The 12910-nt window shown below is 43.9% G+C and carries 12 protein-coding genes; 2 read left to right on the top strand and 10 right to left on the bottom strand.

The window, feature by feature from the left end; genetic code table 11:
* Nucleotides 1-463 precede the first annotated feature (463 nt).
* The 8 genes from PF479_RS18440 to PF479_RS18405 all read right to left on the bottom strand — a co-directional run bounded on the left by PF479_RS18440 (nucleotide 464) and on the right by PF479_RS18405 (nucleotide 7388).
* Nucleotides 464-841: a hypothetical protein gene (locus tag PF479_RS18440; protein ID WP_298009854.1), complete on the bottom strand. Its 378-nt coding sequence runs from the start codon at nucleotides 839-841 to the stop codon at nucleotides 464-466.
* A 68-nt stretch (nucleotides 842-909) separates the two neighbouring features.
* Complete coding sequence (locus PF479_RS18435) at nucleotides 910-2739, bottom strand: hypothetical protein (RefSeq protein ID WP_298009851.1); 1830 nt, start codon at nucleotides 2737-2739, stop codon at nucleotides 910-912.
* Nucleotides 2740-2811: 72 nt separating this feature from the next.
* On the bottom strand, nucleotides 2812-3012 hold the full coding sequence (locus PF479_RS18430) for a hypothetical protein (RefSeq protein ID WP_298009848.1): 201 nt from the start codon (nucleotides 3010-3012) through the stop codon (nucleotides 2812-2814).
* A gap of 265 nt (nucleotides 3013-3277) precedes the next feature.
* Nucleotides 3278-4519, bottom strand: coding sequence for a hypothetical protein (locus PF479_RS18425; RefSeq protein ID WP_298009846.1), 1242 nt, complete (start codon nucleotides 4517-4519; stop codon nucleotides 3278-3280).
* A 222-nt stretch (nucleotides 4520-4741) separates the two neighbouring features.
* On the bottom strand, nucleotides 4742-5350 hold the full coding sequence (locus tag PF479_RS18420) for a lysine exporter LysO family protein (RefSeq protein WP_298009843.1): 609 nt from the start codon (nucleotides 5348-5350) through the stop codon (nucleotides 4742-4744).
* The gene (locus PF479_RS18415; RefSeq protein WP_298009840.1) at nucleotides 5347-5652 is read right to left on the bottom strand and encodes a LysO family transporter; all 306 of its coding nucleotides are present in this window, start codon (nucleotides 5650-5652) and stop codon (nucleotides 5347-5349) included. The genes PF479_RS18420 and PF479_RS18415 overlap by 4 nt, the downstream gene beginning before the upstream one ends.
* Before the next feature lie 11 nt (nucleotides 5653-5663).
* The gene (locus PF479_RS18410) at nucleotides 5664-6968 is read right to left on the bottom strand and encodes a [Fe-Fe] hydrogenase large subunit C-terminal domain-containing protein (protein WP_298009837.1); all 1305 of its coding nucleotides are present in this window, start codon (nucleotides 6966-6968) and stop codon (nucleotides 5664-5666) included.
* 3 nt (nucleotides 6969-6971) lie between these two features.
* Nucleotides 6972-7388, bottom strand: coding sequence for an ATP-binding protein (locus tag PF479_RS18405; RefSeq protein WP_298009835.1), 417 nt, complete (start codon nucleotides 7386-7388; stop codon nucleotides 6972-6974).
* A 217-nt stretch (nucleotides 7389-7605) separates the two neighbouring features.
* Here PF479_RS18405 and PF479_RS18400 point away from each other — a divergent pair, with 217 nt between their 5' ends.
* The gene (locus PF479_RS18400) at nucleotides 7606-8361 is read left to right on the top strand and encodes a DeoR/GlpR family DNA-binding transcription regulator (protein WP_298009832.1); all 756 of its coding nucleotides are present in this window, start codon (nucleotides 7606-7608) and stop codon (nucleotides 8359-8361) included.
* Complete coding sequence (locus PF479_RS18395) at nucleotides 8358-9338, top strand: hypothetical protein (RefSeq protein WP_298009829.1); 981 nt, start codon at nucleotides 8358-8360, stop codon at nucleotides 9336-9338. The genes PF479_RS18400 and PF479_RS18395 overlap by 4 nt, the downstream gene beginning before the upstream one ends.
* On the opposite strand, the gene PF479_RS18390 is transcribed toward PF479_RS18395, so the two are convergent.
* Nucleotides 9282-11381 (bottom strand): diguanylate cyclase, encoded by a 2100-nt coding sequence (locus tag PF479_RS18390; RefSeq protein WP_298009826.1) that lies wholly within the window; start codon nucleotides 11379-11381, stop codon nucleotides 9282-9284. The two genes, PF479_RS18395 and PF479_RS18390, sit on opposite strands and share 57 nt — an antisense overlap.
* Before the next feature lie 107 nt (nucleotides 11382-11488).
* Nucleotides 11489-12910: L-fucose isomerase (locus PF479_RS18385; protein WP_298009824.1), on the bottom strand; the 1422-nt coding region annotated here is incomplete at its 5' end.

The following is a 12910-nucleotide window of genomic DNA, read 5'->3' as shown; positions in this document are numbered from 1 at the left end:
CGTTCGGATTAGTGTTCAGCGTTAAACGCTTTCTAAACAATCCTGTTTTCCGTTCCTCAGCCTTCGGCTTCCGGTACGGAAAATAATCGTACTACCAGTGCTTGACTCTCGTCAAATACTTCAATTTCCCTTCTCTATATTCCTGTTAAGAACGATGCTAGCAATTTTCATGCCAGCGTTCGGCAAATATATTTTAAAGTTGATTTTTTGTCAACAGTGTTTTGAAAATATTTTTTAAATCTTTTCAAAACCGATATTTGCTCCGCTCTGTGCTGTTCTGCTTTCGCTTGGCTGCTCAGAGCGTGAGGGTGATAATATTGAAAAACACGGTGCGTGTAAACCCTTTTAAAAAAAGTTTTACCATTATTTTCAACTAGATATAAAAAGGACCGCAAAGGGCCCCTTTTACAAGAAATAGTATCGGTGCTTTATGAAAACACTTTAGTCTTTTGAAGCATAAATATCAGGAATCGTTTCTGACCGTCACCTTACAGCTGAGTATCCCTGAATCATCCCTGGAGAACTCAAGTCCACCTTCCACCTTCTTGTTATAATGAATATAGACCCAATTGCTCACAGCTTCTCTCACATCACGTTCATTAAGTTCCAGATTACTGAGCTGAGTCGCTTCAATACCACCATGTTCCAACATCAGTCTAACCCAATAGAACAGAGGGGTTAGCAGAACTGAACTGGTCAAGGCCATTAATACTACTTGAAACCAGCTGATGCTTATATTTTTCAACAGCAAGAAGTCAGTCAAAATCACAGCTACAGCAACAATCAGAAAACTGATTCCTGTTAACAAGGCTGTTCCTTTGATCCTTTCACCCCATTTCATATTCTTTCTCCTTATAAAATCGACATCTATCAATACTCATTATATTCCAAATGACCCAAATAAAGAAACTATCTAAACTCATACCCGACTTTTAGAAATGTACCCGTAAAATCGCCTGAACCCCAAATTGAAGCTATTATAAAAAGATCTTTATAATAGAGGACGAGTTCGGGCATAAAGACAGGCAAGGTATTAATATCAGCCATGGGCAGGTCAAAGAAATAATTGAGACCCAGTCCTCCGGCAAAAGAACTCCTCCTGTTTCCAAACATCATACGAAACCCGAGAGGTATAACGGACACAGAAAAAGGTTCCTCTTCAATAACATCGTCAGTATTCCAATCATATACAGTTCTAGAGGTCATGAATAAACCCGTCTCTCCAGTGATGGAAAAAAACTCATTGACCAGCACCCCCAAACCTAAGCTCACTCCAATGCAAGCAAAATCCTCATAATAATATTCCGATTCTTCCCCTGAAAAACCTCCCAAAAAGAGTGCCGGGGCAAAACTGAACTTCTGAAGCTCCTTCAATTCGATTGGCTCAGGGACTTCCAAGGCCAGCAGTTTTTCCTTCAAATCAGCGATCTTGCTCTTAGACAACCTGAAAATAAAAGTATTTTCATTATAGAGTTTGCCGAAAAATCTAAAATGATAATATTTTTTGATCAACGAAAGAACCTCTGCTCTATTACGAACGGTCTTATTGTAATAGGAAGAGAATATGGAGTTGATATAAACCAGCTCTTCTCCTGCGTGAGCAAGGAACTCTGATGCATTCGAATCTGCAATATCAATTCCATCGAGATATTGGGTCCTCCCCGGGAGGATATCTTTTGAGCCCCATCTTTTCACTGCTTCTATGGTTTTAACCACATAAACAAATTCAGCCATATTGATGTAGGCCTGCCTCGAAGGATCTTGAGAGCTCAAGCGATTCATATATTCACTGCGGCTGGTATGATCTACCATTATATAGGCATCTTTAATGACATCCCGATAAACCATTTCATCATTGTAGTCATCCAATAGAGACTGGAGAGAATTCCGCAACGGCTCAAGGGAGGGACAAAAATCCAGATTCTGCATTAAAAGGATAAGCTCTTCCAGTTCCCCACCCTCTAAATACTCCGTATCGAGTTCATCCAGGGCTATAACTTCCAGAGTCCGGCTCCTGACATCATCAACACGTGCCTGTTCAATTGAGGTCAAAAAGGGCAGTTGAAAAACAAGCTCTGTTTTTTGTCGCTCTTGTACCTGGATATCAGAACTATAAATGACATGATCTGATCCAAATCTGGTCTGTCGTATTTCGAGGAGGTAATTCTTGTTTAAAATTTTATCAAAAGAAGTAAGATTCCGATCAGTGCCTACCAGATGACCATCCAGATAGATTCTATAGGCTCCCTCTTCTCCTGTATTTATCAGACCCAGAGACCCGAAACCAATATAGATATCTGAAAATTCCTTCATCAATTCAACAAGAATAGTATCGGTATCATCAAAAACTTCGAAGAGGGAATAGGAAGTCTCCTGGGATTGAACCACAATGCGGTCTGAGGCCTGTTCATAAAGGGACATAGAAATAACAATGTGGCCCTCGGATGTAGTATTCAATTCTCCAAAAAGGATTTTATCGATGGAATGATCTCTGGCAAAAGAAGTCATATCCTCTTGACTGGACAGTTGAAAATCCTGATCCGTTAATACTTCATGTTCACCCAGAAGATTGAGTGTAAAAGTAAAGAGATCCTCGACGGTATTACAAATGCTGTTGTAGGCAGGATCTGGACTTTTATTTTCGGGACTGATAATAAGCACTCTGGATTTTGTACTTTCTGCCATCAGAATGCCAACAGGCAGAATAATGACTAAAAGAAAAAAAAGTATTTTTTTCATGATGGACTCCACCCTCTATAATAAACTACATAAAAAACCTTTCTATCATAAAATAAGGGGAAAGATAATGAATCAATGGAATTCATAACCGGTTTTTATAAGGACGCCAGGCATATCTTCTGAGGTCGAGACAGAACCGGATACAAAAGAATCATTAAAATAGTTGTCAGCAGCCGTCATCAGAAAAGGTTGAGCAATGTCCCAGATGGGTATAGGCCATAAATAACCCAACCCGAATCCATAGGCAAACCCACTCTTTCTGTTTCTCCACATGACCCTTGCTCCAAAAGGTATAGCAGGATGGGAAAATTTCTCTGTATATGAACCATTATCAATGAGGTCAGCCTAACTTGTTTGAGCCATAAGGAAACCAGCATCCCAAAACCGAATTTAAGACCGTATAGAGTCACTCTATCATTATTACAAAGATCTGGAGATCATCATTTATATCAATCGTTTCACCAGCTCCTATCATCATGGTTGATGTACAGCAACATCTGCCATCACCGACCTCACTTTGTTGATCCGAGAAATCAATTCAATAAACAATATCAGTATCTATCAGAGATTTCTTCATTGATTCTACTGAATCCAAGGAAAGAGGGAGATCTATTCCGGCTTGTTCTAGGGGACCCCACAATTCACCGTAATGATCTCTCAGCTTTTTTTTCAACCGGCGTGCATTTCTGGAACTTTCATTTTTATAATAAGCATAAAATAAAGAATTTATATATTCAGACTCCTCTTTCATATGTGTCAGAAAATTACTGCCTAAACCAGCTTTGGGCTTAACTGCTTCTTTATAATAGCTCCATCCTAAATTCCAATCTTTCCTCTCCCAGGCTTTTACAGACATGGATAAAGACAATAAAGATGAGAGTTCAAGCATATTCTGATAATCTTTGCTTATATGAATCATGTATTCATCTGTAGTTTTATATATGCCTCTGTTAAATTCGGCAATAGCATTCCTGTAAGAAGCAGCCTGTTGCCACAACAACATCATTTTTTCCAACACCTGCTTCTCTCTATATAATGAAGGACAAAAAGACAGGTCATTCATCCTGAGAATCATATTAGTAAGGTCCTGGATTTCTGATTGTTCTAAAAGCAGATTTTTAGTACTCATTGATTCCCGGGCAGATGCTTTTGCAGAGGCAAGGTTTGATTGCTCCAGGGTTGTTAAATAAGGAACAGAAAAGCTCAACTCGGTTATTTCACCCTCTCTTATTGTGAGGCGCTCAGTATGTATCACTGACTCTTCGGCAAGGCGGGTTTGTCGTATTTCCACCTGATAATCTTTATTCAGAATCTTATCTACAGATGTAAGATCCTCTCCTAACAGAATCCCATCGAGGTATACCTCATATTTCCCTGTTTCTCCAATATTCAAAAAGTTTAAAGATCCGAAACCAATATGTATGTCGGAGAACTCTTTCATTAACTCTACCAGGATGGCATCCGATACATCAAAGACATCAAAAACAGAAGGAGACTTGCCGGCGGACACGGCGACAACAGAATCACTTGATTTCTCATATAGATACATTGAGATTAATATGGTTCCATCTTCTTCGGTAGTGACTTCCCCATACAAGATGTTATCTATGCTGTTTTCTTCTGAGAAAGCTTTCTTATTTTCCAATTCCGATGGCAGGAAGTCATCACCCCTAAGAATTTCATTCTCTCCCAACAAACGGAGTGTAAAACTGAATAAATCTTCAATGGTATTACAGATTGTGGAATACATTTCATTCGAACTGAGGTTTTCTGGAGTCATAACAAGTACCCGAGGTCTGGATTCTTCAGCAGACAACGGACAAACAGGAAGAAATAAGCACAACATCAATATCAGTTTTTGTTTCATCTTGAAGAGATTCCTCTTGTTGTATTAGCTGAAAAAATTATTATTAATATTTTTTCGTTCATTAAACAATAAATAGCTAACCTTTTTTTGTCAACAAAAAGACTTTAGAATGAAATCCGACAATGACTGGAAGTTTTAGTAATTTAGAATGAAAGGTACAAGAAAGGGAACGACGATTGTCAATATCATACCACTGAACAGGGCGATGACAACATACTGTTTTCCCGAGTAGAGAGAGATGATGGGCAGAGTCGTATCCATGCTTGTGGCGCCTCCCGATGCAATCGGACCGAGTGGTCCCGCCCAACGCACAAACAGAGGGGTCATTAAAAGGGTAATAATCTCACGCAGAATATTCGCCAGAAGGGCGATAGTTCCAGGGAGTTCACCCCGGAGTTCGGTAATAAAAATACTGGAAAGGCTGTAGTAGCCGAATCCTGCACTCACCGCAAGGACTTCCTGCAGATCCAGTCCCTGAATAAAAACGGCCACCAGCGCTGCTCCGCCTAAGGATCCGAAAACAACAGACAAAGGAACCAGCATAATTTTTAGATTTGTTTCCTTTAATACTTTGAGAGCCTCCGTATCCCCTCCAATTCCAAAACCCACAAGGCCCATAAGGACATACAGAACGTAGGTACTCATGGAGTCCGTTCCATCGGGAATCCACCCTCCCCGATCTCCCCCGATTCCAAGGAAGACCCCCAGGGCAAAAAAGGCCAGAATAATCAAACTGTTTTTCACGCCTCATCTCCTGAATCAGGATCTTCCCGTTGCTCCTGTTTAAAGAAGAACCTAAAAACAAGAGCGGCCAGAACCAGAGATCCAAAAACAGAGGCAGAAGTTATAATGAGAGCCTTTAATCCTATAAGGTGAAAATTGTTGATAATGGTTTTATTCTGACCCACAGAGACCCCCAGAAGGAACAGGAGCAGATAAATGACAGAACTGACCGTCTTATCCAGACGGTTATACAATCTTTTAAATTTCCTGAGGATAAAACCTGCGGCCATCCCCAGGGTCATAATAATAATAACAGTAAGCAATGAGTGATCCTTTAGCGGTCCAGACCGGGGGGCATGTGGCTATCAAGGGCTATCATTTCCCGCGTCAGGTCCCTTATTTTTTCTCTCAGTTTGAAAACACAGTCGATTTCCGTCGTTTTACCCCGGACAATATCTTCGGCCAGAGCCAGGCAGCTGGGAGCCCCGCAGGCACCGCAGTCCAGACCGGGGAGGCTCCCTCTGATGACTTCCATCTCTTCCATCATTTTCATGGCTGTTTTATAATCATGATCCAGCAGGTGAGTCGCTCTGCTTTCGAGGGCCTCTGTCCAGAAGAGATCAATACCTTCGGGAAGATGGGGAAGCTCCGCCGGGACGGTACAGTTCCCTTCCTGATGCCGCCGTTCTCTTGTACATACAATATTTCGGGCGACATAGGGATTTTCAACAGCGAGAGGCCCGCCCACACAACCGCCGGGACAACTCATCATTTCGACAAAATCTACATCTCTGATATGTCCGTTTTCAAGATTTTCCAGAACATCTATAACATGGTCAATTCCGTCTACAGAAATATGATTTTCTGAATAGACTGCCGAACCCTCTCCATCGGTTCGGGCCCAGCTGATACCAAGGGCAGAGGCAATATTTAGATTTTCTTCCACCTCAACCTGAGCAACGGCCAGGCTCAGTTCCTTATAGATATCTTTAATACCAATGACCCCGTCTACGGAAGAGAGAGAGATTCCTCGGGGATTTTTAACATCCGTCACCTTGGCGGCGCAGGGAGATATAAAGAAGACACCCACAGATCCGGGCCTGTCTTTCTCCCGTTCTCTGACAATTCTGGCACTCAGCTCCATGGGGGAGATCATGGGAATCAACTGATCAAGGAGGGATGGGAACCGGGTTTCCACGAGTCTGACCACCACAGGACAGGAGGATGAGATAAGGGCTCCCTTTCCTTGATCCCTTCCAAGATAATCCCTTGTTTCCTGACTCAGGATCTCGGCGGCAGCAGCCACTTCGTATACATCATCAAAGCCGAGTGTTTTTAAGGCTGTCAGGATTCTATTGCAGGAGATGGTACTTCTGAACTGCCCGTAGAGGGTGGGAGCCGGAATCGCCACGGTATAATCAAAGTGAACAAGGAGTGATAAGGGGTCGGAAATGGCTTTTTTGGCCCCGGAAGGACAGGTCCTGATGCACTCACCACAATCTATACAGCGTTCAGGAATAATCCAGGCACGGCCTTTCTGGACACGGATGGCTTCGGTAGGACAGCCCTTGATACAGACCGTACAGCCCTTACATAGAGAGGCATCCAGGGTGACCGAGTGAAAATAATCATCCTCCACTCCCTAGTCTCCTATCTTTAGAAGGATGGTCACTGTGGTGCCCACCCCCATAATACTGTCGATATGCAGACTGTCGGAGTTTCTTTGAATATTCATAAGACCCATTCCGGCACCGAATCCCAGCTCTCTGGCGGCCTCTGATGCGGTGGTATATCCTTCCTCCATGGCCAGATCCAGATCAGGAATTCCAGGCCCTGTGTCTTTAAGAACAATACGGATTTGTTCATCTTCCAGATCAACATGAATACTGCCGCCTTGGGCATGAATGACCATATTGATTTCTGCTTCATACATGGAAATAGCAGTCCGCTTGATGGTTCCCATAGGAATACCCAGCTGCTTGAGTTTCTTTTTGATATCACTGGATGCACGGCCTACCAGGGCATAATCATCCCCGGTTACCTGGTACTCAAAATTCATGGTACCAGAATACACCAGTTTTTCAAATGAATCAATTAATATCGATTTAAGTTTCGAAGGCTTTTATAAAGAGAAATGAAAGAGTTTGATTGACTAATCGTAAAAACATTATAAAATAGGAGTGTGAAGGATGAGAGTTTATTTCATAATCAAATCATAAATTCAATTTCCGGACAAGACTCTGCCCATTTAGAAATATAATGATATCGAGGTTATAATGAATCCATTTCTTTCAGAGCGGGAAAACCGCATTCTTAACATGCTCATTGAAGACTATAATCTTTCTGTAACCAAAATCAGTGATATGTTGGGTGTTTCTGCTGTAACTGTGAGAAGCGATCTCACCAGCATGGAAGAAAAGGGTTTCATTCTGAGAACCAGAGGGGGAGCCCTTCCTGTGTTCCATCCGGACATTCTACTGAGTCAACGAACCAGACAGGAAGAGAAGAACCGGATTGCCAAGGCAGCAGCCGAAATGGTCGATGAGGGAGATGCCATCATGATTGATGATGGAACAACGACATCTCTGGTTCTGAAGTACCTGATGGGAAAAAGGAACATACATGTGGTTACCAATTCTACTCTGGCTCTGACCTACGCCCGGGTTAACCCGACCCTCCATCTCACTGTTGTGGGAGGAGAATTCAAACCGGGGTCAGAATCTCTTGTCGGTCCTGTGTCCCTGGCTCACCTGGAACGCTATCATGTAAAGTATGCCTTTGTGGGAACCGGTGGATTCTCGGCCGAAACGGGGATGACCACTCATATTGAGGAATCTGCGGAAGTGATTAAATCCATGGCAAGACAGTCTGATAAAACGATCCTTCTTGCAGACTCAAGCAAATACGGTCAGTCCGGGTTTGTGAAAATCCTTCCCCTGGATAATGTAGATATGATAATTACAGATACTGAAATGAACAAAGAACAGGTGCTGGCAATTACAGAAAAAGGGCTTCAAGTCAGGCAGGTATGATGATGAATTTACTTATTTCCCCCTACAATGATCCTTATCTTAACCTGGCTATGGAAAATCAGTTACTGGAATCCCTCACCCCTGAAAATGAGTTTCTCCTTCTCTATATAAATGATCCCTCTGTTGTCATCGGCCGCTTCCAGAACCCCTGGATGGAATGTACCCACAGCAATAGAAAAGACACCTACCTTGTCAGACGGCAAAGCGGTGGTGGAACTGTTTACCATGACCAGGGAAACCTCAACTTTTCCTTTATCTGTCCTCTCGAGTCTTATGACCGCCAAAAGAATCTGGATATCATCTGCCAAATTATGAAAGAATGCAGCATCGACTTAAATATCAATCTGCGCCACGATTTGACTGTTGATTACAAAGGGAAAACCTATAAGGTCAGTGGAAGTGCCTTCCGTCACAAAAAAGACAGAGCCTTTCACCATGGGACCCTGCTGATCTCCAGTGAAACAGACCGTCTGGAAGAATCAATCACTCCAGGAAACCACAAGGTGATACTTCATGCTTCAGGAACTGGCTCTACCCGTTCGGATGTGATCAACCTGAGTCAAGTTCACCCTGGTTTGAAAATGAGTCAGGTTATCGCAGCATTTGAAAATTGGTTCAAACCACAGGAGAACTCGGTCATCCTGAACTGGAGTGAAGATGAATGGCTTCATTTTTCCGAATCCCCCTTAGTACAGGCAGAAAGGAATACCCTCCTGTCAGAAGACTGGATATTGGGGAAAACCCCGACCTTTACTCAGGATATCGGCGCTCTCCACCTGCCTGAAACAAAGGACTGGCAGATTAGAATCAGTAAGGGAATCATCGAAAAGGCCCCGAAAGAGCTTTCCTTCCTTGAAGGGATTCAGTATGGAAGACGCCACACAGCGGATGAAATAAGACTGAGAATGAAGAAAAAAAAGTTATTCAAGATGACTGAAGACGAATTTTATGGCAGGCTTATCCATATTATCGGATAAATATGTGCAATTTCTCCCGGCATCTTTAGCCTGATAAAGATAACGGTCTACTAATCCTGTTATTTTACTAATTTGTGTTTCCACATCCAATTCAGGAATCTTACCGCAGATTCCACAGCTGAAATTGACTTTAAACTTTCCCTGGGGACTTTCAAATTCAAATCGGGAGAATTCTTCCCTGAGAAGCTCAACCCGGACAGCGGCTTCTCTCGGGCTCATATCCCCTGCCAGGATGAGCAGCTCCTCTCCTCCATAGCGGGAAGCACAGTCTAGAGGGCGCTTGAAAAAATCATTCAGCTCCATTCCAATCTTTTTTAGAACCTCATCTCCGGCAATGTGTCCATGAGTGTCATTGATATCTTTGAAATGGTCCAGATCGATCATGATAAGAGACACCAGTAAGTTATTCCTGCGACAAACCCGCCAGATATTTTTAGCCTGACGCTCAAACTCCCGTCTGTTCACAAGACCCGTTAAACTATCAACCGAAGACTGACGCCTGAGAACTTCGTTCAGTTCACTCATTTTTTCTGTCTGCAGAGCATTCCGCAGGGCGATGCCCGCATAAGATGCCAGAGCTCTCAGATTATCTAAATCAAAACCGGAATAGGCATTCGCCTTTCCGCTCTGAACAGATAAAACTCCAACAATTTCGGTGATATAGTGTAGGGGAATGCAAATCACAGAATTCATACCATCAGATTCACTCCCCTTCATAGGAACGATTTTACCGACATATTGATATGATTCTGTCTTCACATCCCTCATGAAGATTTCTTTGTCATTCCGGGCTGTCCAGCCCATAAGGCTGTTTGTATCCTCTTTATGAATGAGATATGGCTCGATCCGTTCACCAAAGTAAACAGTGAATTTAACTTCAATGTCATTCCCGGACACAGTAGCCACAGAGAAAAGATCGACAGGCATAAGGGCATTCATTTGTTCATAGATCAGGTTTAGAATTTGCCCGATATCCAGATTGGCAACCAACTCCTGCCCGATGGTACTGATCAGCATTAGACGATGATTTTGATCCTGGAGTTCCCTCTTTTCCTGCCTGAATACGGACTGAATGGACTGAGTACCCTGAATTTTCTCATTTATGGTATTGAGTGTTTTATAAGACTCGAGAGCCTTTTGAAACTCCCCTTTCTTCTCAAAAATTTCGGCAGCTATCTTATGATACATTCCAAGCTGTATATCTCCCTCGGCTTCTGTCCCATATTTTTCAATAAGGGCTTCGGCAATAGCATAATTACCTTCCCGCACAAGCAATTCGGCATAGTGATAAACCAGCTCGGAACTTGTGTCGCAATAAATTTCATCCTTACTGATCTCGAGACCTCGCTCCAGATAACCCCGGGCTTCAGCGAGATGACCCTGTTTCATAAGGAGAAGAGAAATCTCATCCAGAACAGAGCATTCCAGTATCACCGCATTCAGCTCTTCCGCTCTTTTAAGGGCCATCTTCAAAATCTCAAGGGCTTCCCGATCTCTGTTTAATCCATTGAGGGCACAGGCCATATTAAGAGAAAGAACTGAATTGAGGATGCCGGGAGGAAGTCCCTGAAGATAGGTCCCGGCGACCCGGAAGTAATCATAAGAGTCCTGGTATTCATGCTGATCCAGCTTGATCACGCCCTTACCATTGGCGCTCAAGGCCTGAAATAATTGATTTCCAAGACGTGCTGCCAGATTTCCAGCCTTGACAAAGGCATCGAAAGAATCTCGGTGTACACCGTCTTTCATAAAATAAAGCCCCCGCACATGGGCGAGTCTCATGAGTGAATCATCTGATGCGGTTGTTTTCAGCTCTTCTTCAATTCTGGTCAGTTTGTCCCGAACCAGATCGCTATCCCCTCTGTGAACGGCAATGAGAGACAGCAGAATCCTTGAATTGATGATTCCCCCAGCATATTCCTGCTGCTCAGAATCATCAAGACAGGCCTCTACCAGTTCTTCTGCCTCCACCAGGGACTTATAGGTCAGAAGATAGGCTTCATCAATTCTGGCATCTATTGAGGTCGTTGCATCATGATTCATATTTCAAATATGCAACTTAGCCGGGACTATGTCAATCATGAAACCCGGAGTAGCTCTTCCCATATTTGAGAAAAGCCCCCCCCCTTATAAGGTCCAGAGTTTTAACACTATCGACCGTAAATGGAACCAAAATTCGTGCAGGCTCTATAATCAGCACCCTCTTCATCCATCCCGAAAGAGGCCCAGGCACTGGGTCTGAATCCCTCTTCTTCCACATTATGCATGCAAACAGGAATTCGAAGCATGGAGCAGAGGGTAATGAGATCCTGTCCGATGTGTCCGTAACTGACGGCCCCGTGATTGGCACCCCATTTTGCCATGACCGTATACACATCTTTAAATGAACCTTCACCGTTCACCCGGGGTACAAACCAGGTTGTCGGCCAGGTGGGATTGGTTCTGGCATCCAGTTTTGCATGAACTTCCTCGGGTACATCCACAGTCCAGCCTTCGGCCAACTGCATCACAGGCCCCTGTCCCTTCACATAATTCAGACGGGCCATCGTGCAGGGCATGCCACCTTTGGTCAGAAAGTCTGTAGAATAACCACCGCCTCTGAAATAGCCCCCGTCACCGACACAGAATTCTGTAGCCTTGAGGGTTTTGGCAACATCTGCCTCTGTGATATCCCAAAATGGTTTCATCCCGGGCTTGCCGTCAGGACCATTCATCTGTCCGGCACCATCCAGAGTGGTGGAACCTGAATTGATCAGGTGAATAAATCCGTCTTTAGCTCTTCCCTCGGGTTTCCAGCCGGTAACCCGTTCTATGGCTTCGGGACTCCAGAATGTCCTGACATCACTGAAGATCTGGGCGGTGTTGGTCAGAAGATGTCCGAAAAGCATGGTAATTCCGTTGAGGTAATCATTTTCGGTGGCAAAAACAAAGGCTTCCCTGATTCCATTCCAGTCAAAAGAGGTATTCAGGATAGTTTCCAGAAAGTCACCATTGGGATAATGATCGGTCCAGGAGCGTTGTCCTTGAAAGCCGCCGCAGATGGCGTTACGTCCCAGAGATTCTTCGCCGAATCCCAGCTCTTTCAGTTTGGGATTTCCGATCATCAAATCCCGGCCGATGAGAACCATCTTGACCACATATTCCCAATCAGCCTGCCTTTGTTCCGCATTGCGGCGGTACTCCGGGGCGTTCACGGTGTCTTCCTGCTCTTTGCAGTTTTCTTTCACCCATTTAAGAGCTTTTTTGAACTCCTCGGGATCGTATATATCCTCTTCCACCCTGCGGGCTATTTCGCTCATATCCACCACTTCGGTCCTCATTCCCAGATAATCCAGCAGGAAATCCTGATTGACAAGAGAACCGGCGATTCCCATGGACATACCGCCCAGGGAGAGGTAGGATTTCCCTCTCATAGTCGCCACAGCCAGGGCCGCCTTTGTAAAACGGAGAACCTTTTCTTTCACATCCGAGGGGATGCTTGTGTCATCCGAATCCTGTACATCCCTTCCGTATATACCAAAGGCGGGAAGTCCTCTCTGAGTATACCCGGCCAGGGCCGCGGCCAGATAAAC

Origin of the sequence: Oceanispirochaeta sp. (assembly GCF_027859075.1) — a bacterium.
Classification (GTDB): domain Bacteria; phylum Spirochaetota; class Spirochaetia; order DSM-2461; family DSM-2461; genus Oceanispirochaeta.
This window is presented reverse-complemented; position numbering and strand designations above follow the sequence as displayed.

Excerpts from the sequence above, each read along its gene's own strand:
- PF479_RS18390 (WP_298009826.1), bottom strand. The coding sequence starts at position 11,381 with ATGAATCATGATGCAACGACCTCAATAGATGCCAGAATTGATGAAGCC.
- PF479_RS18405 (WP_298009835.1), bottom strand. The coding sequence starts at position 7,388 with ATGAATTTTGAGTACCAGGTAACCGGGGATGATTATGCCCTGGTAGGC.
- PF479_RS18425 (WP_298009846.1), bottom strand. The coding sequence starts at position 4,519 with ATGACTCCAGAAAACCTCAGTTCGAATGAAATGTATTCCACAATCTGT.
- PF479_RS18440 (WP_298009854.1), bottom strand. The coding sequence starts at position 841 with ATGAAATGGGGTGAAAGGATCAAAGGAACAGCCTTGTTAACAGGAATC.
- PF479_RS18430 (WP_298009848.1), bottom strand. The coding sequence starts at position 3,012 with ATGTGGAGAAACAGAAAGAGTGGGTTTGCCTATGGATTCGGGTTGGGT.
- PF479_RS18395 (WP_298009829.1), top strand. The coding sequence starts at position 8,358 with ATGATGATGAATTTACTTATTTCCCCCTACAATGATCCTTATCTTAAC.
- PF479_RS18435 (WP_298009851.1), bottom strand. The coding sequence starts at position 2,739 with ATGAAAAAAATACTTTTTTTTCTTTTAGTCATTATTCTGCCTGTTGGC.
- PF479_RS18400 (WP_298009832.1), top strand. The coding sequence starts at position 7,606 with ATGAATCCATTTCTTTCAGAGCGGGAAAACCGCATTCTTAACATGCTC.